This is a genomic window from Pseudomonas putida W15Oct28, assembly GCF_000708715.2.
Classification (GTDB): Bacteria; Pseudomonadota; Gammaproteobacteria; order Pseudomonadales; family Pseudomonadaceae; genus Aquipseudomonas; species Aquipseudomonas putida_R.
In genome coordinates, this window is the sequence record NZ_JENB01000001.1 from 23,866 (window position 1) to 47,133 (window position 23,268).

Sequence of the window (23,268 nt, forward strand, 5' to 3'; positions counted from 1 at the left end):
GCATGTCCTTCATCACCAAGGTCCGGGCGCTTTCGGCGCTTGGCGCCTTACTCAGCCCGTGCGCCTTTGCCGGGTATGCCTTCGAGGCTGGCGTCGTCAAAGGGGAAGCAACACTGGCCGCGGGCGTCGCTGGCATCAGCGCCCGCAACGTCAATTTCGGTGCCGGGCGCGTGGACCTGCGCAGTGGCCGCAATACCGGTGAGCGGGCTGTCTGGCAGGAGATGTACCTGAAACCTGGTGCAACCCTGCGCTACGAGATCAGCCCCGATCTTGAAGTGTTCGGCGGCGCGTCTGCGGTGGGGGCCGCTACCTTTGGCGACGGCGACGCTGGCGGCTACACCCGCAGTTCCGATCATGGCCTGGCCATCGAAGCCTTCTATGGCGGGGTGCGCAGAGGCGACTGGTCGTTCAGCGCCGGGCGCCAGGACTACAAGGTCGGCACCGGCTTCATCGTCATGGACGGCAACCTTGACCTGTTCGACGATGCTGCCTACTGGATAGGCCCACGCACTGCGTTTCGCGACTCCGCCCTGCTGGGCTACAGCCACGGCCCGCTCAGCGCCCAGGCATTCAGCTTGCGAACGGACGACGACCTTGGTGACTTTCGCATGAACGGCCTGAATATCGACTATGACCTGGTCGGCACGGTAAACCTGGGCGCCATGGCGATGAAGGTGAACAGCCTGGTGAGCGAGGCCGACAGGTTGACCCCGCGTGAGGGGATGCAGGTGTACAACCTGCGGGCGCTGCAAGCCAAGGTGCCGTTTGTTGACGACCTTACACTACAGGGTGAGTACGCCGTCCAGCGGGGTGCGGGCGACGGTGTCGATTACCACGCCAGCGCCTGGTACGCCCAGGCAGACTATGCCTTTTCCTCCCTACCCCTACAGCCATTGCTGAGTTACCGCTATGCCGCCTTCTCCGGCGACGACGACCCGAGCGACAACCGACAGAAAGCCTGGGACCCGCTCAGCAAAGGCTATGTCGACTGGGGTACCTGGTTGATTGGCGACGTGGTCGGTAACTATCTGTTGTTCAACAGCAACGAACGCGTCAACCAGTGGACGCTGCGAACCCATCTGACACCTACGGTGAAGCTGGGGGGGATGCATTACCAGTTCAGCCTGGATGAAAAAGTGCTCAACGGCGTGGCCGTCAGCGATCGGCGCTTTGCCGACGAAAACGTGGTGTTCGTCGAGTGGACCCCAACAGCCAGCGTCTACACCAGCGTCGCCTACAGCTGGGTCAAGCCCCTTGCCGCCGCCCGCGAAACCTACGGCAACGACGATTTCAGTGCATTCGAGATGTTCGTCTCCTACCGCTATTGAGCGAAACCTGAAGGTGGGGACGGCCCAGACCGGCCGCACCTCTCTCATCAACAACAGGAACACCACCGTGATCAATGCAGCTTCCGGGGGCCGCCAGGCGCCCCTCTTCGCCGTCCCTCCCTTCCAGCTCGAAAGGGAGCTTTGACATGGCCGATAACCGCGTCAAATTGACCGCCAGCCTCAGCCTGACCTCGGTGGTACTGTTCGGTCTGGCCTATATGGCGCCGAGCCTGGTGCTGGTCATTTTCGGTGTCATTGCCCAAGGCAGCGCCGGCACGGCGCCCAGCGCCTTCCTGATGGCCACTGGCGCCATGCTGTTGTCGGCATTGAGCTACGCCAAGATGGCCAGGCTGTTTCCCGTTTCCGGGTCCGCCTATTTCTACGCCCGGCAGATGCTTGGCGGTCAGTTAGGGTTTCTGGTTGGCTGGCTGGTGTTGCTGGACTACCTGTTCATGCCCATGGTCGCCTGGCTGGTACAGTCGGTTTTTCTCAATGTGCAGTTCCCTGCCATACCTTTCTGGGGGTGGATGCTGGTCAACATCGGGCTGACCACGCTGGTAAACGCCCTGGGGCTCAGCCTCGCCGACCGCACAAACAAATTGCTGACAGGGCTGGGCATCGCCCTGGTGTTGCTGTTTGTGGTCTTGTGTGTGATCCACCTGATGCATCAGTCTCCGGTGTCCCTGACAGCGCCACTCTGGAACGCCAGTAGCACCTTCGTGGGTGTGTCGGCAGCAGCAGCCGTGGCGGCCTACTCCTATCTGGGTTTCGATGCGGTCACCACCATGGCCGAAGAAACACGCGACGCGAAGCGCAACATTCCGCGCGCCGTGGTGTTGGTAATGGCAACGGCAGGCCTGCTGTTTGCGCTTGTGGCGTACATCATGCAGCTGGTCCACCCCGGCGGCGTATTCGAAGACGCCCAGATTGCTGCCTATCTCATGTCCGTCGAAGTAGGCGGCCAGGTCTTTGCGGATTGGCTGAACCTCGGTTTGATCATCTCCGGGTTCGCTTCGGGCCTCATCGTGCAACTCAGTACCAGCCGCCTGCTCTATTTCATGGGCCGGGCCGACATACTGCCCATGCATTTCTTCGGCACACTCAACCCCAAGACCAAGGCGCCGGTGTTCAACCTGCTGTTCACTGCGGTGATCGGCTTGCTGGGTTTGAACCTCACGCTGGAAATGGCGACCTCCTTCATCAACTTCGGTGCCTTCCTTGGCTTCACCGCGGTGAACCTGTGCGTCATCTGCTACTTCTATCGCGCTCGTCGAAGCCAGCGCCTCGGGCTTGTGAGTTATCTGGTGTTTCCACTGCTGGGCATGTGCGTAAACCTGTACCTGGTGAGCCAGCTAAGTGCGACCGCGATCATGATCGGACTCTGCTGGCTTACCTTCGGCGTGATCTACCTCACCTGGCTGACACGAGGTTTCCGCCGGCCTGCGCCCGACCTTCGGCCGTGGTAACGCCCGTCCCGGCGGCGCTATGCGCAAGCCTGCTCAAAAGTAACCGAGCACCCACTTCTGAACGGCTGACGTGTCATTGATGTCGCCATCGAAACTATAGCGGGGGTCATAACTTTGATTATTCCCCCGCACTCGCCCTCTCCAGACCTTCAACGGTAACCAGAACTGCGCGCCACTTGGCAAGGCCTGAGAACCGATATCGATATACAACGTGTCGCCACTCGTTGATAACCCAAAATGGGTCGCGCCAGGAACGGCCAGCACCGCGTCTGCAAAATCCAGACAGGCACTTGCACAGAATGAGTCCGTCACCAGCACAAGCTGCCCTTTGAATCTTTCTGGATTGGAATCCTTTACACGGCTCTGGTCGAGCGATGACGTATCGGGCTGTCTCAGCCAGTCTTCCTTCTGCACAAGCGCAGCGCTCATCGACTCACGCAAACCTGAAACAAACGTGTAGGCATCGCTGTTTTTTTCGTGATTGCCTTGCATGCCGGCCAACGCGCTGTCGAGTGTTGCAAGCGCTAGAGGAGAGACACGCCACATTGCATACGCATGCGAGGATTGGCCCAGGCTTTCAACAAACGCCTCACCCAATAGAGCAGACAGAATGCTCGCCCCGACCAGGCTGTTACCACCGCGATTGCCACGTGTGTCGAGTACAATCAGTTTGGCGTCCTCGATGTGCTTGAGCGTGTCGAGCATTTGTTCGAGGGCCGCATTATCGGCTGCCGAAGGGGCGAAATTGGAGGCGTGCACCCAATAGCGCCCACCGCCGAGGTTGTTCAGTGCCTGAAGGGGTTGAGGTTGGGTCAGAAAATCCTTTAGTTGCCCACCCTCTTCCTGCCATGACAAGGCAAACTTTTGCTGCACGCCGCTCGGTAGAACAACCAGGCAATTGCTTGCCCGTTTTCTGGCAAGCACTGGAGCATCCGCATCGTCAACGGTCAAATGCCCGGCCAGGTGGCGCCAGGTAGATTTCAGGTTCAGCCGACGATCTACGTAGGGCGACAGGTCATCAGCCACTATTTCCCGGACTGCTTTGCCATCACACGAGATGATGCTTGAGCCGACTGAAGGCAAAGGCACAGGCCACTCCTTTGCAACACGACTGACAACAAAACCCTCCCCTCTCATGTCCACCATGAAACCCGCCCAGGATGACTTGCCTGCTCTGGGCGGATATACGCCTACATGACCGTCCTTGAACCCTGAAATATAGAAACCCAGCACGGCTTGAGCATCCCTCTCCGAGCTGACACGCAATGCCAACTGGCTGGCCTCCCGATAACCCTTTTCTACCCAGTCAGTAAAATTTGGGTTTTCTTGGTCTATGGCGCCCGGGTGAGAGGACACGATTAATTGATGAACAGCAGAAAGGTCCCTCACCGCCATGTCAACTAATCGACTCCTCGCAGACTCGTCAGCAATCACAGTGCCGACGGCGCCTGCACTGACGAGGACAATAGCTAACACCTTTTTAACAACACGCATGTAAAAGTTACCCATCATGCCAAACTGCCAAAATCCAGATGGTTTTGTTGATGATATGGCACCGGCTTCGCCGGTGTTCGCGGGTGAACCCGCTCCCACAGAGATGGCGTCTGTTAGTAGTTGGGCTGGGCGCATCAGCAGCATGTAACGGGTTATGCTCAGCGTCAATCGGAGCACTACTTACAGGGAGCAAGTCTTGATGTCCATCGATACCCGCACACTCGAGGTTCGAACACCACGCCTCTCGATAAGGCCTTTCTCGCGGGAGGACGCCACCGAGTCCTTCCTGCACCTCACCACTTCATTGACCCGCTACATGTCCTGGGAACCGCCAGCGTCACGCGAAGAGTACGCGCAAGTGTGGGAGCGATGGCTACCTGCGATAGCCGATGGCAGCGATATCGTGTTTGCGATCAGGCAGCGGGATGACGCCTGCTTTCTAGGGCTGGTCGGGCTGCACAATGTCAATGACACAGTGCCGGAGTTGGGAATCTGGATACGCGAGGACAAACATCGGCGAGGCTTTGGCAAGGAAGCTGTCGGCGCGATAGTGGCGTGGGCGAGTGAACACCTATCCCCTTCCGGCTTTGTCTATCCGGTTGCGACGGACAACTTGCCCAGCCGATTGATCGCCGAGGCCTTGGGCGGGATCGTCACAGGGACACGGACCGCGGAGAAATATGACTCGGTGATCTACTCCATACCGACAGATCGGATGATTTGAGTGGCCACTTCTGGCCGATTGCTGCCCCTCGGACCTTAGGTGATCACTGTGGGAGCGGGCGTGCCCGCGAAGCAGGCGACGCGGTGGATGGCACGGGCTTCGCCCGTGTTCGCGGGCAAGCCCGCTCCCACAGTGATCGCGCAAACTTTTAGAGTTTGAATAGGACAGTTGCTTCCACAGGGTTCGCCCCGGCCTCGGAAAATGAGCAATCGCAGTCCTTTCGCAATGGCAGCCATGGGTCGATAGCGGTCACTTGCGAGCGGCAGTTGTCGACCCAAAGCGGACATTGAGCGGAAATGGATTGGGTGCTCGCGTAATCCTGAAATAGCATGGACTATTCACATTCAAGATGGCGCACTCGCGGTGAGCATATCCATGGAGCGAAAAGCATTTCCCTCAGCCACCTCTGATTGGGTCATACGCAGCACCACACCCGGCAGTGTGGAGCGCATCGAAGCGTGGTTTGGCGGCCATGGCTACGACCCGCATCGTCACGATACCTATTCGATAGGCCGTACCCTTGCCGGCGTTCAGAGCTTTCACTACAAGGGCGCGCTGTGCCACGGCGTGCCAGGCAACACGCTTGTGCTGCACCCCGACGAGGTGCATGACGGCATGGCTGGCACGGAGGTGGGTTTTCGCTACCGGATGGCCTACATCGACCCATCGCTGATACAGAACGTTCTCGGCGGAGAACCGTTGCCTTTCATTGCTGGCGGACTATCCTGCGACCCGCGCTTGTACCACGCCAGCGAGGTTTTCGTGCAGGCACTGGATCATCCTCTGGAAACACTGGAAGAACAGGACGCCGTTTATGACTTGGCAATGGCGCTTCGTGCAGTCGGCGGCAAACCGCGTGGCCGCAAACGTCTGGATTACCGTTCTGCCGAGCGCGCCAGGGCGTTCATCATGGAGCACCTTCACGTAGGCATCACCCTGGAGATGCTCGAACAGGCGAGTGGGCGTGAGCAATGGAGCTTGTCGCGAGACTTTCGGGCCCTCTACGGCACCAGCCCATACCGCTTTGTCACGCTAAGGCGCCTGGACGCTTTGCGCAGACTGATTCTGGATGGCTTCTCACTGGTCGATGCCGCCCTTGCTTCAGGCTTTCATGATCAGAGCCACATGACCCGGCACTTCACCCGCACCTACGGCGTGCCGCCTCTGCGATGGCTGGAACGCTTACGCACTGTTCGCTAAGTTGCAGGATCGTACAAGAGCAGCGCGCTTGGGTTCGATAGGCTGGTCACTCCAACCAAGAGAGGATCAGCTATGTCCAGCATGCATCAGCAATTGGCATCACAACCTGTGAACCTGACTCAAAAAGCCTCGCTGATCGAGCAGCAATGGAGCCCAAGGGTCGTCGCGGAAATGAACGACTACCAGTTCAAGGTGGTACGCATCGAAGGTGAATTCATCTGGCATTCACACCCGGAAACTGATGAAGCGTTTCTGGTGCTCGAAGGCCTGTTGCGCATCGATCTCCCCGAGGGCTGCGTTCATGTGAAGCCGGGCGAACTGTATGTCGTACCCCGTGGTGTAGAGCACAGAACAGCGGCAGAGACGGAAACAACACTGATGATGATTGAGCCGCGAGGCGTGTTGAATACCGGTCATGAAGGTGGGGAGCGAACAGCGCTGAATGACGTCTGGATCTGAGTCGACATCGACAGTAGCGGCCAGCCACATGAGGGCGTGAAGCGGAACCTATCGAGAGGGGGCCGTTTCATGCCCCATGGTTTGTCAGTTCCGGATCTAGGCTAAACGATCAATCCCACACTGATACCTGGCCCCGTCAAGGCTCGCTTCAAACGCCTCAAGCCCGGCGTATATCTGCTGCAAACCATCAATCTGCCCCATCACCTCCAGCTTCTTGTCGGCAATGGCTTTGCCCGCCAACTCCCAGGGCATGTCACCCTCACGATGCCCCTGAAGGATCGCCTGCAGTTCCTTGAGTTTGAAACCCAGCTGCTGCGCGCATTTGATGAACGTCAGCAGCTCAACGCTTTGCTGGTTGTAAACGCGATACTGCCCTTGGCGCTCGGCCGGTGGCAGCAGGCCAATGGCTTCATAGTGGCGGATGGTCTTGACCGTGGTGCCCGACAGCCGGGCGGCTTTGCCGATGTACATGAACGTCCTTTTTCGTGCGGGTGCGGCGCATCTTTGCACAGTGCAACCGGCTCGGGAACACAGCGGGAACGATCAGCGGCTGGCGATGCCCTGGGCCTGCTTCAGCCAGGCTTCGCGCCGCTGCGGGCTGGAGCCCAGTATCGGCCCGAACATCAGGGTGTTCAGCGGTTTGATACCGCAGAACAGCAACGTGGTCTTGCGTACCTGGTGCAGACCCGGCATGCGATAGACCCAGCGGAAGTACCACGGAGGTGTATCCATCGTTACCAGCAGGTGCGCCGTTCGGCCTTTGAGCAACGGGTCGGGGAAGGCTTTGCCGGCCCGATAGCGGAACGCGAAACCCGGCAGGAATACCCGGTCGAAAAAGCCTTTCATCAAGGCCGGAATACCACCCCACCAAATGGGGTAGATAAAGGCCAGGTGCTCGGCCCAGGTGATATCGGCCTGGGCCTTGAGCAGGTCGGGTTCCAGTGGCTGCGTCTGCCTGTAGCCTGCGCGCAGCACCGGGTCGAAGTTCAAGGCATCAAGCCGTAACACCCGTACATCATGGCCGGCACTTCTGGCTGCATCGACATAACACTCGGTCAACGCACCACAGAAACTCTCCCCCGACGGGTGCCCCAGCACCACCAGCACACGCTTGCTCATCGTCACTTCATCCTGAACATGAAGCCTTCAGGGTAAAGCCTGCCCCTAGAGGGAGAGTCAATGGCCCCAGGGGTATGAGGCGAAAGCTGCCGGCCGGCCAGGCACAGGCTTCAGCGCAGGTAGTCCTGCACCCACTTCACCCAACAATCGGCGCCAATCTTCACCAACGCATCGTTGAAGTCGTAGTGAGGGTTGTGCACCGAGCAACCATGGAACTCGCCCGTACCGTTACCCAGCATGAAGTAACAGCCAGGCCGTGCCTGCAGCATGTAGGCGAAGTCTTCGGTGCCCATGACCTTCTTGGGCATTTTGTCCAGCAGCGCCCCGTCGGCGAACAACGGCCTCAGGCTTTCCCGCAGCAACGCGCTTTCGTGATCGCTGTTGCACAACGCTGGCGCCAGTTGGGTGAACTGCACCTCGATCTCCACGCCAAAGCTTTCGGCGTGCCCCCTGGCCAGGGCGTCAATGCGGCTGTTGATCTTCTGCTGGGTCTCGGCCGTGTCGGTGCGCACGCTCAGCAGCATGCTCGCCTCGTCAGGAATGATGTTGTAGACGGTACCGGCCTGGATCATGCCGATGCTGATGACGGCATAGTCCTCGACGCTCAGGTTGCGTGACTTGATGGTCTGGATGCCACTGATGAGGCTGTTCAACGCCATCACCGGGTCTATCGACAGTTCCGGCATCGCCCCGTGCCCGCCTTTGCCGGTGATACGAATGCTGACGCGCTCGGAGGACGCCATGGTCGGCCCGGCCTGTACTACGCAGGTGCCCACCGGCATGCCGGGCATGTTGTGCAGCGCGTACACCGAGTCGCAGGGGAAGCGCTCGAACAGGTCGTCGTCGATCATTGCCTTGGCACCGGCCAGGCCCTCTTCATCCGGCTGGAAGATCACGTTCAACGTGCCGTTGAAGCTGCGCGTGGCGGCCAGTTGCGCAGCGGCTGCCAGCAGGATCGCGGTATGCCCGTCATGGCCGCAGGCATGCATGCGACCAGGGATCTTGCTGGCATGCGCGAAGGGGTTTTTCTCGCTCATGGGTAATGCGTCCATGTCTGCCCGCAGGCCGATGCTGCGCGGGCTGTTCCCTGCTTTCAGTACGCCGACCACCCCATGCCCGCCTACGTTGCGATGCACTTCGTAGCCCCAGGCCTGCAGCTTGTCGGCCACCAACGCCGCCGTGTCGGGGGTGTCGCCGCCAAGCTCCGGCGCGGCGTGAATCTGCCGGCGAATCACTACGAACTCATCCAGCCCTGCTGCCGTAGGCTGAGGTTGGTTGCTCGGGAAAGTAGTCATGTTCAAAGTGCCCATGTCACTCGCATCCTTTGTTTTCGGGGAAGTATTTGAGGCAAGCCAGGCTGACAACGCCGCCGGCCAGCAGGAAGTACGCCGGCGCCATCGGGGTGCCGAGCGCCGCAATCAGCCAGGTCGCCACCAGCGGCGAAAACCCGCCGAAAATCGTCACCCCCAGGCTGTAGCTGACCGACGTGCCGAACGAGCGCCGCGCTTTCGGGAAGCCCTCCATCATCAGCGCAAAGAACGCACCGGCACCGATGCAGGTCGGCAGGATCAGGACCGCCACGCACATCATGGCCAGGCCCATGTGCTGCACCTGCCCAAGCAGGTAGAACACCGGCAGGGTCAGCACCACCGGCATGGCAACCGTCCACCCCAGCAGGCGCTTGCGCAGCTGGTACTTGTCGGCAAACTTGCCCGCCAACGGGCAGATGACCGCCATGCAGCCGCTGCTGATACAGGCAATCGCCATTGCGCTGCCGGCCGGGTAATGCAAGGCCGTGGTCAGGTAGGTGGGCATGTAGAACACGAACAGGTACATGCCGATAGTCGAGCTGGCCATCAGGCCGATGCCCTGGGCGATACGTTTGAGCAGTTCGGCGTCCAGCGCCTGCTCGGCCTTGTGCGCCGGGGCGGCCTCATGGGTTTCGGGCAAACGCGTGCGAATGTACCAACCGACCGGGCCGATCAGCAGGCCGAAAATGAACGGTATCCGCCATCCCCAGCTTTCCAGGGCCGCGGGGTCGAGCAACTGGCTGAGGGCAAAGCCAAAACCGGCACCCAGCAAGGCGGCGTACCCCTGGCTGGCGGCCTGCCAGCTGACGTTCTGGCAACGGTTGCCAACCGCACTGGATTCCATCAGGAACACCGAGGCGGTACCCACCTCACCGCCTGCCGACATGCCCTGGATGAGCCGGCCAACCACCAGCAGCACCGTTGCGAAAATGCCGATCTGCGAATACGTGGGCGAAAAAGCGATCAGCGCAGTGCCCAAGGTCATCAGCCCGATGGTCAGGCTCAATGCCGCCTTGCGCCCGCGTCGGTCGGCATAGCGACCGATGACCATCGCCCCCACCGGGCGCATCAGGAAACCGACACCGAAGGTGGCCAACGACATCAGCAACGAAGCCATCGCCGACTCGGAGGGGAAGAAATGCTTGCCGATCAGCACAGCGAAGAAGCTGTAGATCGTGAAGTCGTACATTTCCAGCGCATTGCCCAGCGAGCAGGCAACCAAGGTTTTACGTGAGGAAGAGGCCTGCGCGGCTGAATGCGCGCCCGTCTGCATGAGGGGCCGTGCGGGTAGCGGTGTAGTCATTGTTATCTCCGATGGCAATTCGCGGCGTGCAGCGAATATCGGCCAATCGGGCACCCAACACACTTGCAGTTTAGGCATGTGGCTAACCATTGGTTATTTGACCGGACCGGTCGCTGACCAATTTGCCCTAAGGTGGCGCACAGATTGCCTTGCCTCTGCGCGCTGCCCCGTAAGTGCCCACTCAACCGGGCAGCAAGCGCGGCCTCACGGCATGCTTGAAGCCTGTCTAGCGCAGACCTTCTTGCCTACCGTAACGCCCCGCAGGCCCTTGATTAACCAAACGGCATGACATGGCCGAATAAGCAATCACGCTGCAACCTGTTGTTCACCGACGCTACAGCCACCACATCACTGTGCTGGCCTGGAGTCGTGAATGAACACTCGCACTACGTCGTTGCTGTTGATGATCCAAGGGGCATGCCTTGCCGCGCAGGCACAGGCCGAGGGCTTTCCGACACTTGGCCGGATTGCGCCGGGTTTTGGTTATTACGGGGTGGATTACGGGTTCGATGACAAGCTCAAGGTCTACGGCACCGTGGATGCATTCGCCAGCTATCACGACTCGCAGCACCACTCGGGCTTTCGCCTGGCCGGCGGCGGCGCCTGGACCAACAAGGTCGGGCTGTATGCCCGCCAGGGGCTGAACCCCGACACCGTGCTGGAACTCGACGTCGAGGAAGGCTTCAACGTCAATGGCAAAGCCCTGGAGGGCACCTGGGACACCATTGGCACCCTGCGCCTGGCAACGGTCGCCCTGCGCTCGCGAACCCTGGGCAAGCTTGAGTTCGGCAAGACCTACAGCATGGGCACGCCCACCTACGCCGACCCGTTCCTGGCCACCTACGGCTCGCCGTACACCTACCTGGCCCTGCCTGCCGCCGGCAAGGGCGCTTTTTACCTTGACCTGCGCCCCAAGCACACCCTGGCCTACACCAGCCCGACCCTGCACGGCTTCAGTATCGGCACCGCGCTAAGCTTCGGCTTCGACGATGCCGCAAGCGCCGGGCGTACCGTGCGCGGTGGTGGTACCAGGCTGCAATACCGCAACAGCAAGGTCATGCTCCTGGCCTCCTACAACCTGTACTACAGCGACCCATGGGACGACGCGGGCAGCTCACGCCAGACTGCCAACTACTACAAGAGCCTGTCGGCGTTCTACGATTTCGGCCCGCTGGCCACCAGCCTGACCTGGCAACGCCAGGACGTGGACCAGGCAGGCACGCCCAGTACCACGCTGTACACCTTCGGGGTGATGGCGCCAGTCGGCGAGCTGGATGTGCTGCGCCTGGCCGTGATGCAACGCCAGGTCACCGCCCGCGACAAGGACGCGTGGGGTGCGATGGTCGGCTATGACCATTTCATCAACCCACGCTGGGCCATCTATGGGCGGCTCGGCCTGATTGCCAACCAGCGTGCGTCGTCGGTCACCTACGCCGGCACCCCGGTGGATCAGGTTGGCGACAACCCCAGCAATGTCTCGCTAGGCATGTACTACCACTTCTGACGCCACTGGGCGGGTTTGCCTGAGTACCTGCCCGCGCAAGCTGTGGAACAGCTCCTGGGCAGGCGCCGTAAGGCTATGGCGGTCGATACAGACCAGGTTGATGGGGTAGTCCGGAATCAGCTCCTGCACCGCCATGGCCACGTACTCGCAATCCACGCCAAAGGTGAACCCCCGGTCCACCGCCAGCTCGCTGATGGTCATCAACGATTCGGTGTTCTTCAGCAGCTTGAGCGCCATCATCACCGAGGTGCATTCAACGGTGTTCTGCGGTACCTGAAGGCCGTTGACCTCGAACAGCTGGTGAAACTGCGAAGCCTGGTCGGACAGCTCGTCCAGGCTGATCCAGTGGCCGTACTGCAAGGTGCGCAGCGACTTGGAAAACTTTTGCGCGTTGGACGCGTGGCAGATCACCCGGCCCTTGATACTGCCCAGCGCCTCCCAGTCCAGGTTCAGCCGGCTCAGCGGTTGCTGCGAGGTAATGGCAAAATCCAGGCTGCCATCGCGCAGGCGTTGCAGGATCTGGCTGGGGCGCAAGTCGGTGATGGTGATCTTCACCCGCGGGTATTTGCGCCGGAAGGCCAGGATGCTTTCATCGACACCATCGAGCATCGCCGTCAGCGACGTGACCCCGATCGACACTGCGCCCAGCGCCGCATCCTGAATGCTCGCGGCTTCGATCTGCAGGCGACGGATGCTCTCCACCACAAGGTTGGCGTGGCGGATGACGCGCTTGCCTTCCTCGGTAAGGGCCATGCCTTTGTGCGAGCGCTGCAACAGGCTGAAGCCGACTTCCCGTTCCAGGTCCTTGATCGAACGGCTCAGCGCAGGCTGGGTAATGTGCATGAGCTTGGAGGCTTCAAGGATGCTGCCTGCGTTGTGGATGGCGACCAGCGCCTTGAGTTGATGCAGTTTCAACCGTCTTTACCTTGTTGTTATCGGGTCGGTCGGAGATGTTGGGGCTGCTTTTCAGCCCTTCGCGGCCCCAACATGCTTGACTGGCTGGCAAACTCAGCGCATCGCAGCCAGTAGGCTCGCTGCATCACTGACCTCGAACTTGCCAGGCGCTTCGACAGCAATGTGTGTGACGACCAGGTTGTCGACCACCATGGCGTAGCGCAGCGAACGGCGCCCCAACCCACGCGCCGACAGGTCCTGGATCAGGCCCAGTGCGTCGCTGAATTCGCCGTTGCCATCGCCGATCATCCTCACCGCTTCACCCACCTGCAGGCTGTTGCCCCAGGCATTCATGACAAAGGCATCGTTCACGGACACGCAGAGAATTTCGTCAACGCCCGCGGCGAACAACGCTTGTGCCTCAGCGACATAACCCGGGACGTGGCGTTCGGAACAGGTGGGCGTGAACGCGCCTGGCAAACCGAAAACAACCACTTTTTTCTGCTTGCAGCGCTCGTGAACGGAAAAAGCATGCGGGCCGATCGCGCAGGCGCCTTCGTCTTTGTTGTACTCGTACAGCGTAACGTCGGGCAGTAGATCGCCAGTGTTGATCATCGTGGTCTCCTGGGTGCGTTGATGGCCGGGCACGCTATGATGCCGCAGTCCACCAAGCCAGGTACACCATGCCCGCCGCAACGCCTGTTCAACGCGCCAATATCGCCTGGGTATGGTCGATGGAAGGCACAGGCACCACAACACGCCGAGCCGCCAGCCATTCGCGCATGCGCGTCGTATCGAAAATCTGCCCCTCTTCCATCATCACCAGGATGAGCGCTTGTGACATTCGGTAACATCCACACTGGGAGCAATGCCGCTCTTCCCATCCCTGGGTGCATTCGACGGATTGCGCCTGCCCGGCGCAAATCAGACAACTCATGTAAGCCCCCTTTTGTTTTTGTCCATGGAGGGTGAACGCAAGGTTACGAAAATCGTACGCCAGGCGTGTTACATGAGATTTCCATGCCAACTTTGAATTCCCTCCCTTTTTAAAGCGAAATCAGGGCACAACGCTTAGCCAGCAACGATGCGCTCCGCAAACTGCACCTGCTGGTCAGCATGGTAGGACGAACGCACCAATGGCCCGGATGCCACGTTCCTGAAGCCCATTGCCAAGCCCTGTTCGGCAAACCAGGCGAAGGTGTCCGGGTGCACGAAACGCTGTACCGGCAGGTGGCTGCGCGAAGGCTGCAAGTACTGCCCCAGCGTCAGCATGTCGACCTGATGCTCACGCATGCGCTGCATCACTTCGATCACTTCTTCATCGGTTTCACCCAGGCCGAGCATCAGCCCGGACTTGGTCGGCACCCTCGGTACCTGTTGCTTGAAGCGCTCCAGCAGGTCCAGCGACCACTCGAAGTCCGAGCCCGGCCTGGCCGCCTTGTACAGGCGCGGCACGGTTTCGAGGTTGTGGTTGAACACGTCTGGCGGTTCCTGCCCGGTGATGGCCAGGGCCACCTCCATGCGCCCACGGTAATCGGGCACCAGGGTTTCCAGCTGAATGCCCGGCGACAGCCTGCGGATCTCGCGCAGGCAATCGGCAAAATGCCCGGCGCCGCCATCGCGCAGGTCGTCACGGTCCACCGAGGTGATCACCACGTACTTCAGGCCCAGGTCGGCAATGGCGATGGCCAGGTTTTTCGGTTCGTCGACGTCCAGCGGCCGGGGCCGACCATGGCCAACATCGCAGAACGGGCAGCGCCGGGTGCAGATGTCGCCCATGATCATGAACGTCGCCGTGCCGCCAGAGAAGCACTCGCCCAGGTTCGGGCAGGCGGCTTCCTCGCACACGCTGTGCAGCTTGTGCTTGCGCAGCAGGGCCTTGATCCGCGCCACCTCGGGGGTGGTTGGGATCGCCACGCGGATCCAGTCGGGCTTGCGTGGTACATCCTCGGTGGGCAGGATTTTCACCGGGATACGCGCCACCTTCTCGGCGCCGCGCAGTTTTACCCCGGCCTGCAACGGCTGCAGTCGCGGTGGTGTGGGTTGCAGTTGTTCGGTTGACATGGCTGGCTCCTGGCCGGCGATGAGGCTGAGTTCGCAAGCGGTCCGCATACCCTGTGGGAGCGGCTTTAGCCGCGAAGAATCCAACGCGGTGGATGGCACCGGCTACGCCGGTGTTCGCGGCTGAAGCCGCTCCCACAGGTTCCCTGCTACTTCAGTGAGTCATGTGCAGTTCTGTGAGATCGGCCCATTTGCCTGGCTGAGGCTTACGGGTGTCAGGCCGGATAGACCGGGAACAGCTTGCACAACTCAGAGACCTGCCCCGCCACATGGGCCTCTATGTCAGCATCACCCAGGTGGTCGAGGATGTCGCAGATCCAGCTCGCCAGGGCGCGGCATTCCGCTACCTTGAAGCCACGGGTTGTCACCGCCGGGGTGCCGATGCGCAGGCCCGAGGTCACGAACGGCGACTGCGGGTCATTCGGCACGGCATTCTTGTTCACCGTGATGTGCGCACGCCCCAGCGCAGCATCAGCGTCCTTGCCGGTAATGCCCTGGCGGATCAGGCTGACCAGGAACAGGTGGTTGTCGGTGCCGCCTGAAACCACGTCGAAGCCCCGCTGCATGAACACCTGTGCCATGGCCTGGGCGTTGCTGATGACCTCGCGCTGGTAGTCCTTGAAGCCAGGCTCCAGAGCTTCCTTGAAGCACACCGCCTTGGCCGCGATCACGTGCATCAGCGGCCCGCCCTGCCCGCCCGGGAACACCGCCGAATTGAGCTTTTTCTCAAGCTCCGGGTCCGCCTTGGCCAGGATCAGGCCACCACGTGGCCCGCGCAGGGTCTTGTGAGTAGTGGTGGTGACCACATCGGCATACGGCAGCGGGTTGGGGTACAACCCCGCCGCTACCAGCCCGGCGACGTGGGCCATGTCGACGAACAGGTAGGCCCCAACCTTGTCGGCGATCTGCCGAAAACGCGGGAAGTCGAGGGTTTTCGAGTAGGCCGAGAAGCCCGCCACGATCATCTTCGGCTGGTGCTCGACGGCCAGGCGCTCGACTTCGTCATAGTCGATCAGGCCGTTGGCGTCGATGCCATATTGCACGGCGTTGTACAGCTTGCCCGAAGACGACACCTTGGCGCCGTGGGTCAGGTGGCCGCCGTGGGCCAGGCTCATGCCCAGCAATGTGTCCCCGGCTTGCAGCAAGGCCAGGTAGACCGCAGCGTTGGCCTGGGAGCCAGAATGCGGCTGGACGTTGGCGTAACCCGCGCCGAACAGTTGTTTTGCACGGTCGATGGCCAACTGCTCGACCACATCGACATGCTCGCAGCCACCGTAATAACGCTTGCCCGGGTAGCCTTCTGCGTACTTGTTGGTCAGCTCGGTACCTTGGGCCTGCATCACCTGCGGGCTGGTGTAGTTTTCCGAGGCGATCAGCTCGATGTGGTCCTCTTGGCGTTGTACTTCGCGGCGAATGGCGTCGAACAGCGCAGGGTCGAAATCGGACAGAGTCAGGCTTTTATGGAACATGGGTGTGATTCCTTGATTGTTCGGTCGGCAGATACGGCCCGGAGCGGCTCCGGGCCAGCAGGGTCAGGCGTCTTGATAGCTGGACAGCGGCGGGCAGGCGCAGGCCAGGTTGCGGTCGCCGTAGACGTTGTCCACGCGCCCCACCGGCGGCCAGTACTTGCTCTCGCGCAGGTCGGCAAGCGGGTACACCGCCAGTTCCCGGCTATAGCTGTGGGCCCATTCACCAACCAGTTCGCTGGCGGTGTGCGGGGCGTTCTTCAACGGGTTGTCGAGTTTGTCCAGGGTGCCGTTTTCCACCGCGCGGATTTCTTCGCGGATGCAGATCATCGCGGCGCAGAAGCGGTCCAGTTCCTCCTTGGACTCGCTCTCGGTCGGCTCGACCATCAGCGTGCCGGCCACCGGGAAGGACATGGTCGGGGCATGGAAGCCAAAGTCGATCAGCCGTTTGGCCACATCCTCGACGCCAATGCCGCTGCTGTCTTTGAGCGGGCGCAGGTCAAGAATGCACTCGTGGGCCACCAGGCCGTTCTCGCCGGTGTACAGCACCGGGTAGTGCTCCTCCAGGCGCCGGGCAATGTAGTTGGCGCTGAGGATCGCCAGCTGCGAGGCACGCTTGAGCCCTGCCCCGCCCATCATGCGGATGTACATCCAGGTGATCGGCAAGATACTGGCACTGCCATACGGCGCCGCACTGACGGCGCCCTGCGCGTTTTGCAGGTGGCCATGCCCCGGCAGGAACGGCGCCAGGTGCGCCTTGACGCCGATCGGGCCGACACCGGGGCCACCACCGCCGTGGGGAATGCAGAAGGTCTTGTGCAGGTTCAGGTGCGAGACATCGCCACCGAACTTGCCGGGCGCACACAGCCCGACCATGGCGTTCATGTTGGCGCCGTCCAGGTACACCTGGCCGCCGCATGCATGAATGATGTCGCAGATGCGGGTGATACCGTCTTCGAATACACCGTGGGTCGACGGGTAGGTAATCATCAAGGCCGCCAGCGTGGCCTTGTGTTGCTCGGCCTTGCGCTGCAGGTCGGCGACATCGACATTGCCGCGCTCATCGCAGTTGACCACCACCACCTGCATGCCGGCCATCTGCGCCGTGGCCGGGTTGGTGCCATGGGCCGACGACGGAATCAGGCACACATCACGCCCGGCCTCGCCACGGCTGGCGTGGTAGGCGCGTATGGCCAACAGGCCGGCGTACTCGCCCTGGGACCCGGCGTTGGGCTGCAACGACATCGCGTCATACCCGGTGGCCGCACACAGCATGGCCTCCAGCTCATCGGTCAGTTGCCGGTAGCCCAGCGATTGGCTGGTCGGGGCGAACGGGTGCAGGGCGCCGAACTCGGGCCAGGTGATCGGGATCATCTCGCTGGCGGCGTTGAGCTTCATGGTGCACGAGCCCAAGGCGATCATGCTGCGGTCCAGGGCCAGGTCCTTGTCGCCCAGGCGACGCAGGTAGCGCATCAGCTCGGTTTCGGAGTGGTAACGGTTGAACACCGGGTGCTGCAGGAAAGGCGTGTCACGCAGCAGCATCGACGGCAGGCAATCGGCACCGTCGGCAGCCAAAGCCGCGAAGTCCGGAAGCGCCTGCCCGGCGCCCGCGAACACCTGCCACAGGGCCTCGACGCTCGCCTGCTCGCAGGTTTCATCCAGCGCCACGCCTACCCGCACATCATCGATCAGGCGCAGGTTCAACCGGGCAGCGTTGGCCGCCGCCAGCACATCGGCCAACGGCCTAGCGGTGACCACGCTGACGGTGTCGAAGAAGTGCGCCTGTTGGACCTGATGCCCAAGCTGGCGCAACCCCTGCACCAGGATCGCCGTCAGGCGGTGCACCCGCCGGGCGATCTGTGCCAGGCCTTGGGGGCCGTGGTAAACCGCATACATGCTGGCGATGTTGGCCAGCAGTACTTGTGCGGTGCAGATGTTGCTGGTGGCTTTCTCGCGGCGGATATGTTGCTCGCGCGTCTGCATGGCCAGGCGCAGTGCCGGTTTGCCGAAGCGGTCGATGGACACGCCGACCAGGCGGCCGGGCATGTCGCGCTTGAACGCGTCGCGGGTGGCAAAGTACGCCGCATGCGGGCCACCGAAACCCAGTGGCACACCAAAGCGCTGGGCACTGCCGATGACCACGTCGGCGCCCCACTCCCCCGGGGGCGCCAGCAAGGTCAGGGCCAGCAGGTCTGCGGATACCGAAACCAGCGCGCCCGCTGCATGGGCGCGCTGCACCAGGGCGCGGTGATCGACAATTGCACCGGTACTGGCCGGGTACTGCAACAGCAGGCCGAAATAGCCGTCCAGGGGTTGGCCCTCCAGCGCCGCCTCATCACCGATGACCACCTCGATACCCAGTGGCTGCGCACGGGTAAGCAAGACATCGAGGGTTTGCGGGTGGCAATGGCGGGAAGCAAAGAACGCCGGGGCCTTGTTCTTTGCCAGGCGCTTGCAGAAGGTCATGGCCTCGGCGGCAGCGGTGGCTTCATCAAGCAACGAGGCGTTGGCGATTTGCATACCGGTCAAGTCGCTGACCAGGGTCTGGAAGTTCAGCAGTGCTTCCAGGCGGCCTTGGGAAATCTCCGGCTGGTACGGCGTGTAAGCGGTGTACCAGGCCGGGTTCTCCAGCAGGTTGCGCAGGATCGGGGCCGGGGTATGGCAAGGGTAATAGCCCTGGCCGATGTGGTTGCGATACAGCTGATTGCGCGCGGCAATCGCCTTGAGTGCGGCCAGCGCCTCTGCTTCGCCCTGCCCCGGGGTCAGCGCGAGCACACTGCTGCCCTTGATACTGGCGGGGATGACGCTGTCGATCAGCGCGTCGAGCGAATCATGGCCGGTCAGCGCCAGCATGGCCTCGATATCGCCTTCGCGGGGGCCAATGTGACGGGCGACGAACTCATCAACGGTGCCCAGCGGGATACACGGGTTGTTCATGGCGGCCACCCCGGTTCAGGCGTTGTCGGCCAGGAAGCGGTCGTAGCCGTCCTGGTCCATCAGGGTGTCGAGCTCGGCAAGGTTGCTGGCCTGGATACGGAAGAACCAGCCGTCCTGCATCGGCGAGGCGTTGATCAGCTCAGGGTCGTCGGCCAGTGCCTGGTTGACTGCCACCACCGTGCCTTTCACGGGCATGGTGATGTTGCTGGCGGCCTTTACCGACTCGAGCACCGCCACTTCATTGCCCTCCCCGTACTCGCCAGGCTCCGGCAGTTGCACGAACACCACGTCACCCAGCGCCTGCTGGGCATAGCTGGTGATGCCGACGGTCAGCTCGCCGGTCGCTTCCAGACGCAGCCATTCGTGTTCGGGCGTAAAACGCAGAGTGCTCATGGACGTTCCTCTCTTGTTATCGGGTGGGTCCCTGTGCGGGACTGCAAGAGACAAGAGCAAGGGCAATGCCAACTCAGTATTTTCTATATTTATCAGTATGTTATGAGCAATCACCAAACATCTCGAAGTACCTGAACCGGAGCGTATTCGCTCCACCGCCAGCGCCCGGCGATCAAAGCTCGCAGGGCTGGCCACTGGATGCGGGCTCCACAGCAAAACGGAGCGCAATCACTCCAGTGGAGCGCATTCGAACCGGAACTACTGCGAGACCCGGCTGGCGATGCCGTACTTGCGCAGGCGCTGGCCGATGGCCGTGTGGGAAGTCTGCAGCCGCACGGCCAGTTGCCGGGTCGAGGGGTAGCTCTCGTACAAGTTCTCCAGCAAGGCCTTTTCAAAGGCCTGCACGGCCGCCTCCAGGCTGACGATTTCTGCCCCGTCGGCCTGCTGGCTGCTCAATGCGGTGCCGGCCAGTTCCAGGTCGTCGCAGTCGATCACCTCGCCTTCGCTGATGGCTGCTGCGCGGAAAATCACGTTCTGCAACTGGCGCACATTGCCTGACCAGCGATTGCCCAGCAGCAGCGGATGGGTGGCCAGCGCCAGGCGGCAGGGTGAGCGCTGTATTTGCGCACAGGCCTGGCGCAGGAAGTGTTCGGCCAGCAGCAAAATGTCCTTGCCGCGCTCGCGGAGGGGCGGCACCTTCAGGTTGAGCACGTTCAGCCGGTAGTACAGGTCTTCGCGAAAACTGCCCTCCAGCACCATGTTTTCCAGGTTGCGGTGGGTGGCACAGACCACCCGCACATTCACCCGCACCTCGTTGCCACCCCCCACCCGGCGAAAACTGCCGTCGTTGAGAAAGCGCAGCAACTTGGCCTGCAGGTAGGGCGACATCTCGCCCACTTCATCGAGAAACACCGTACCGCCATCGGCCAGTTCCAACAGGCCCGGCTTGCCACCGCGCTGGGCGCCGGTAAAGGCACCGGCTGCGTAGCCGAACAGCTCGCTTTCGGCCAGGCTTTCGGGCAGCGCCGCGCAGTTCAGCGCCAGGAATGACGTATCGCGCCGGGCACTGAGCGCATGGCAGGCACGGGCCACCAGCTCCTTGCCCGTGCCGGTCTCGCCCTGGATCAGCAACGGCGCCTCCAGGCTGGCCACTTTGTGCAAGCGCGCCTTTAGCGCCTGCAGCGCGGCCGACTCGCCCAGCAACGCCCCCAACCCTTCACCGTTGTCATGCAGCAGCGAGGCCAGGCGCTCGCCGATGCGGCTGGGCGGGTACAGGGTCAGCAAGCCCCCTACCAGGCCTTCGGCGCCGCCGCTGATGGGCGTGGCCTCCAGCAGCAGGGACTGGTCCTGAAAGCTCACCTCGCACATGGGCAGGCGAAAGCCCTTGTCGATCAGGTTCTGCGCCAGGTTCGGCTCGGCAAACAGTTTGCTCAACGGCTCGCCCGCCGGCTCGTGGCCCACCAGGCTGACCAGCGTCGGGTTGGCCAGCAGCACATGGCCAGTGGGGTCCACCGCCAGCACCGGGTCGCTCATGGCGGCCAGCAGCGCCTCCAGCTGCAAGCGCCGGCGGTGGCCGGGCAGGAAGTCGACCAGCGATACCTCCTGCACGCCGTCCAGCCCCAACAGGGCGGCATACAGTTCATCCAGCACGACCGGGGACAGCGTCGGGGCATCGATGTAGACGTTGGGCGGGATCATTTCCACCGCGTCCAGGTTGAGGTTGCGCGCCCCGAGCAGCGACAGGATTTCCTGAGTGATGCCGACGCGGTCGACAAAGTTGACGTGGATTCTCATCTAAGCTCCTCAGCCCAAATCCCTGCTTGGCAAAAAGACAACAAGGGGACAGCGCAGCGCGCCGTCCCCTTGGGCAACACATGAATGTGCCGGTCAGTCAGCGTCAAACGACAACTGCGCTGTCGCCTGTTTTTTCTGGCGAATTGAACGGTACGCCAGGCCCAGCACGGCAAACCACACCGGCACCAGGTACAACGCCATGCGGGTGTCGGCCTCCAGGGCCAGCAATGCCAGGATGAAGGCGAAGAACGCCAGGCATACCCGGCACATCACGGTGCCGCCCGGCATCTTGTACTTCGACGCCTGGTGCAGCGGGTCGCGCTGCTTGCGGTACGCCAGGTACGACAGCAGGATGATCGACCAGACAAACATGAACAGCAGTGCCGATACCGTGGTAATCAGGGTGAAGGCATCGAGCATGTTCGGCACCAGGTAGATCACCAGCGCCCCGCCGGTCAGGCACACACACGAGAAGATCAGGCCATTGGAGGGCACGGCACGGCTGGACAGTGCACCGAACTTGCCAGGCGCATCGCCATCCATCGCCAGGCCGTAAAGCATGCGGCTGGTCGAGAACACGCCACTGTTGGCCGACGACATGGCCGAGGTCAGTACCACGAAGTTGATGATGCCTGCGGCTGCCGGCAGGCCGGCCAGCACGAACAACTCGACGAAGGGGCTCTTGTTGGCCACCACTTCACGCCACGGGGTAACGGCCATGATGGCGATCAGCGCCAGCACATAAAAAACGATGATGCGCACCGGAATCGAGTTGATCGCCCGTGGCAGGTTGCGCTCCGGGTTCTTGGTTTCGGCCGCCGTGGTGCCCACCAGCTCGATGCCGACGAAGGCGAACACCGCAATCTGAAAGCCCGCGAAGAAGCCCATGGCGCCGTGGGGGAACATCCCGCCGTCGTTCCACAGGTTGGCCAGCGCTGCAGCATGCCCGGCCGGGGACTGGTAAGCCGCCGCCACCATGTAGAAGCCGGTGCAGACCAGCGCGCAAATGGCCACGATCTTGATCATGGCGAACCAGAACTCCATTTCACCAAACATCTTGACCGTCATCAGGTTCAGCGAAAGCAACAGCCCGACGCAGGTCAGCGCCGGTATCCACAACGGCATGTCCGGGAACCAGAATTGTGTATAGGCAGAAATGGCAATCACATCGGCAATGCCGGTGACAATCCAGCAGAACCAGTAGGTCCAGCCGGTAAAGAACCCCGCCCACGGCCCCAGCAGGTCGGTAGCAAAGTCGATGAACGATTTGTATTGCAAGTTGGACAGCAACAGCTCGCCCATTGCGCGCATGACGAAGAACAGCATGAAGCCGATGATCATGTAGACAAAGATGATGGAAGGCCCAGCCAGGCTGATGGTCTTGCCAGAGCCCATGAACAGGCCGGTGCCGATGGCGATCAGCTGGATATGGCGGTTGGACAGGTTGCGTTTGAGTTCGTGTGCGTCACCTTCAGGCGGGCAGTGACCGTGCGGCAAGTTATTCATTGTTATGTACCTTGCTAGTTTAATTGTTTTTATAACGTCACAAGTTCAACCCTCGGGACCGGATGAACAACGTTCAGTGCCGAGCGAGTGCAAGGTGGGGAGCAAGGTCTGTGCCAAGCGCAAATACCGCGAGTTAGAGGGGTTCTTGCGAAAAAGGGCTGTACCGGCTGTAAAGAAGTCACTCCATGTGTTTGTGTCAATCAGGCCTTTGCGCTGCCCGAGGCATCGCCAGCGCTGTACTTGCCCGGCATGTATCGAAATCATTCCAATGGAGCGCATTCAGTCCGCCAAGCTGACGCGGTCCGTGTAG

Annotated in this window: 20 protein-coding genes; 6 read left to right on the plus strand and 14 right to left on the minus strand. The window is 61.5% G+C overall.

Going from position 1 to position 23,268, the window contains the following annotated elements:
- Window positions 1–2: 2 nt before the first annotated feature.
- Together AK81_RS00130 and AK81_RS00135 are read left to right on the plus strand one after the other, a co-directional pair.
- Window positions 3–1,328 (plus strand): alginate export family protein, encoded by a 1,326-nt coding sequence (locus AK81_RS00130; protein ID WP_043195842.1) that lies wholly within the window; start codon window positions 3–5, stop codon window positions 1,326–1,328.
- A 146-nt stretch (window positions 1,329–1,474) separates the two neighbouring features.
- Window positions 1,475–2,794, plus strand: a complete 1,320-nt coding sequence (locus tag AK81_RS00135) for an APC family permease (RefSeq protein WP_043195843.1) — start codon at window positions 1,475–1,477, stop codon at window positions 2,792–2,794.
- Between the two features lie 33 nt (window positions 2,795–2,827).
- Here AK81_RS00135 and AK81_RS00140 read toward each other — a convergent pair whose 3' ends face one another.
- Window positions 2,828–4,432, minus strand: coding sequence for a S41 family peptidase (locus AK81_RS00140; protein WP_241496038.1), 1,605 nt, complete (start codon window positions 4,430–4,432; stop codon window positions 2,828–2,830).
- A gap of 55 nt (window positions 4,433–4,487) precedes the next feature.
- Here AK81_RS00140 and AK81_RS00145 point away from each other — a divergent pair, with 55 nt between their 5' ends.
- The 3 genes from AK81_RS00145 to AK81_RS00155 all read left to right on the plus strand — a co-directional run bounded on the left by AK81_RS00145 (window position 4,488) and on the right by AK81_RS00155 (window position 6,671).
- Entirely contained in the window at window positions 4,488–5,012 is a 525-nt protein-coding gene (locus tag AK81_RS00145) for a GNAT family N-acetyltransferase (protein ID WP_043196140.1), read from the plus strand.
- 375 nt (window positions 5,013–5,387) lie between these two features.
- Complete coding sequence (locus AK81_RS00150; protein WP_043195844.1) at window positions 5,388–6,212, plus strand: AraC family transcriptional regulator; 825 nt, start codon at window positions 5,388–5,390, stop codon at window positions 6,210–6,212.
- Window positions 6,213–6,284: 72 nt separating this feature from the next.
- Window positions 6,285–6,671 carry a cupin domain-containing protein gene (locus AK81_RS00155; RefSeq protein WP_043195845.1) on the plus strand — a complete coding sequence of 129 codons (387 nt, stop codon included), beginning with the start codon at window positions 6,285–6,287 and terminating at the stop codon, window positions 6,669–6,671.
- A 96-nt stretch (window positions 6,672–6,767) separates the two neighbouring features.
- Here AK81_RS00155 and AK81_RS00160 read toward each other — a convergent pair whose 3' ends face one another.
- From AK81_RS00160 to AK81_RS00175, 4 genes are all read right to left on the minus strand, one after another.
- Window positions 6,768–7,142 (minus strand): MerR family transcriptional regulator, encoded by a 375-nt coding sequence (locus tag AK81_RS00160; RefSeq protein ID WP_043195847.1) that lies wholly within the window; start codon window positions 7,140–7,142, stop codon window positions 6,768–6,770.
- Window positions 7,143–7,214: 72 nt separating this feature from the next.
- The gene (locus AK81_RS00165) at window positions 7,215–7,790 is read right to left on the minus strand and encodes an NAD(P)H-dependent oxidoreductase (RefSeq protein WP_043195848.1); all 576 of its coding nucleotides are present in this window, start codon (window positions 7,788–7,790) and stop codon (window positions 7,215–7,217) included.
- Window positions 7,791–7,900: 110 nt separating this feature from the next.
- Window positions 7,901–9,085, minus strand: coding sequence for a M20 aminoacylase family protein (locus tag AK81_RS00170; RefSeq protein WP_043196141.1), 1,185 nt, complete (start codon window positions 9,083–9,085; stop codon window positions 7,901–7,903).
- 16 nt (window positions 9,086–9,101) lie between these two features.
- Window positions 9,102–10,403 (minus strand): MFS transporter, encoded by a 1,302-nt coding sequence (locus AK81_RS00175; RefSeq protein ID WP_043195849.1) that lies wholly within the window; start codon window positions 10,401–10,403, stop codon window positions 9,102–9,104.
- A gap of 373 nt (window positions 10,404–10,776) precedes the next feature.
- Between AK81_RS00175 and AK81_RS00180 the strand changes: the two genes are divergently transcribed.
- Window positions 10,777–11,907 (plus strand): porin, encoded by a 1,131-nt coding sequence (locus AK81_RS00180; protein ID WP_043195851.1) that lies wholly within the window; start codon window positions 10,777–10,779, stop codon window positions 11,905–11,907.
- On the opposite strand, the gene AK81_RS00185 is transcribed toward AK81_RS00180, so the two are convergent.
- The 9 genes from AK81_RS00185 to cycA form a co-directional block, all read right to left on the minus strand.
- A complete protein-coding gene (locus tag AK81_RS00185) occupies window positions 11,884–12,822 on the minus strand; it encodes a LysR family transcriptional regulator (protein WP_043195853.1) in 939 nt (312 codons plus the stop codon). The genes AK81_RS00180 and AK81_RS00185 overlap by 24 nt on opposite strands.
- A gap of 93 nt (window positions 12,823–12,915) precedes the next feature.
- Entirely contained in the window at window positions 12,916–13,416 is a 501-nt protein-coding gene (locus AK81_RS00190; RefSeq protein WP_043195854.1) for a peroxiredoxin, read from the minus strand.
- A gap of 88 nt (window positions 13,417–13,504) precedes the next feature.
- Window positions 13,505–13,645, minus strand: a complete 141-nt coding sequence (locus AK81_RS30175) for a hypothetical protein (RefSeq protein ID WP_193393734.1) — start codon at window positions 13,643–13,645, stop codon at window positions 13,505–13,507.
- A gap of 227 nt (window positions 13,646–13,872) precedes the next feature.
- The gene (gene lipA / locus AK81_RS00195; RefSeq protein ID WP_043195855.1) at window positions 13,873–14,865 is read right to left on the minus strand and encodes a lipoyl synthase; all 993 of its coding nucleotides are present in this window, start codon (window positions 14,863–14,865) and stop codon (window positions 13,873–13,875) included.
- A gap of 212 nt (window positions 14,866–15,077) precedes the next feature.
- Window positions 15,078–16,331 carry a serine hydroxymethyltransferase gene (gene glyA / locus AK81_RS00200; RefSeq protein WP_043195856.1) on the minus strand — a complete coding sequence of 418 codons (1,254 nt, stop codon included), beginning with the start codon at window positions 16,329–16,331 and terminating at the stop codon, window positions 15,078–15,080.
- 63 nt (window positions 16,332–16,394) lie between these two features.
- Window positions 16,395–19,265 carry an aminomethyl-transferring glycine dehydrogenase gene (gcvP, locus tag AK81_RS00205; RefSeq protein ID WP_043196142.1) on the minus strand — a complete coding sequence of 957 codons (2,871 nt, stop codon included), beginning with the start codon at window positions 19,263–19,265 and terminating at the stop codon, window positions 16,395–16,397.
- A 15-nt stretch (window positions 19,266–19,280) separates the two neighbouring features.
- A complete protein-coding gene (gcvH, locus tag AK81_RS00210) occupies window positions 19,281–19,658 on the minus strand; it encodes a glycine cleavage system protein GcvH (RefSeq protein WP_043195858.1) in 378 nt (125 codons plus the stop codon).
- A 258-nt stretch (window positions 19,659–19,916) separates the two neighbouring features.
- The gene (locus tag AK81_RS00215; protein ID WP_043195860.1) at window positions 19,917–21,452 is read right to left on the minus strand and encodes a sigma-54-dependent transcriptional regulator; all 1,536 of its coding nucleotides are present in this window, start codon (window positions 21,450–21,452) and stop codon (window positions 19,917–19,919) included.
- A 93-nt stretch (window positions 21,453–21,545) separates the two neighbouring features.
- Window positions 21,546–22,958, minus strand: a complete 1,413-nt coding sequence (gene cycA, locus AK81_RS00220; protein ID WP_043195862.1) for a D-serine/D-alanine/glycine transporter — start codon at window positions 22,956–22,958, stop codon at window positions 21,546–21,548.
- Window positions 22,959–23,268: the final 310 nt, after the last annotated feature.

Bases quoted from the DNA above. Each gene is read 5' to 3' on its own strand.
- gcvH (WP_043195858.1), bottom strand. From the start codon at position 19,658: ATGAGCACTCTGCGTTTTACGCCCGAACACGAATGGCTGCGTCTGGAA.
- AK81_RS00140 (WP_241496038.1), bottom strand. From the start codon at position 4,432: ATGCTGCTGATGCGCCCAGCCCAACTACTAACAGACGCCATCTCTGTG.
- cycA (WP_043195862.1), bottom strand. From the start codon at position 22,958: ATGAATAACTTGCCGCACGGTCACTGCCCGCCTGAAGGTGACGCACAC.
- lipA (WP_043195855.1), bottom strand. From the start codon at position 14,865: ATGTCAACCGAACAACTGCAACCCACACCACCGCGACTGCAGCCGTTG.
- AK81_RS00145 (WP_043196140.1), top strand. From the start codon at position 4,488: ATGTCCATCGATACCCGCACACTCGAGGTTCGAACACCACGCCTCTCG.
- AK81_RS00135 (WP_043195843.1), top strand. From the start codon at position 1,475: ATGGCCGATAACCGCGTCAAATTGACCGCCAGCCTCAGCCTGACCTCG.
- gcvP (WP_043196142.1), bottom strand. From the start codon at position 19,265: ATGAACAACCCGTGTATCCCGCTGGGCACCGTTGATGAGTTCGTCGCC.
- AK81_RS00155 (WP_043195845.1), top strand. From the start codon at position 6,285: ATGTCCAGCATGCATCAGCAATTGGCATCACAACCTGTGAACCTGACT.
- AK81_RS00165 (WP_043195848.1), bottom strand. From the start codon at position 7,790: ATGAGCAAGCGTGTGCTGGTGGTGCTGGGGCACCCGTCGGGGGAGAGT.
- AK81_RS00160 (WP_043195847.1), bottom strand. From the start codon at position 7,142: ATGTACATCGGCAAAGCCGCCCGGCTGTCGGGCACCACGGTCAAGACC.
- AK81_RS30175 (WP_193393734.1), bottom strand. From the start codon at position 13,645: ATGTCACAAGCGCTCATCCTGGTGATGATGGAAGAGGGGCAGATTTTC.
- AK81_RS00170 (WP_043196141.1), bottom strand. From the start codon at position 9,085: ATGACTACTTTCCCGAGCAACCAACCTCAGCCTACGGCAGCAGGGCTG.
- AK81_RS00215 (WP_043195860.1), bottom strand. From the start codon at position 21,452: ATGAGAATCCACGTCAACTTTGTCGACCGCGTCGGCATCACTCAGGAA.
- AK81_RS00180 (WP_043195851.1), top strand. From the start codon at position 10,777: ATGAACACTCGCACTACGTCGTTGCTGTTGATGATCCAAGGGGCATGC.
- AK81_RS00190 (WP_043195854.1), bottom strand. From the start codon at position 13,416: ATGATCAACACTGGCGATCTACTGCCCGACGTTACGCTGTACGAGTAC.
- AK81_RS00130 (WP_043195842.1), top strand. From the start codon at position 3: ATGTCCTTCATCACCAAGGTCCGGGCGCTTTCGGCGCTTGGCGCCTTA.
- AK81_RS00175 (WP_043195849.1), bottom strand. From the start codon at position 10,403: ATGACTACACCGCTACCCGCACGGCCCCTCATGCAGACGGGCGCGCAT.
- AK81_RS00150 (WP_043195844.1), top strand. From the start codon at position 5,388: ATGGAGCGAAAAGCATTTCCCTCAGCCACCTCTGATTGGGTCATACGC.
- glyA (WP_043195856.1), bottom strand. From the start codon at position 16,331: ATGTTCCATAAAAGCCTGACTCTGTCCGATTTCGACCCTGCGCTGTTC.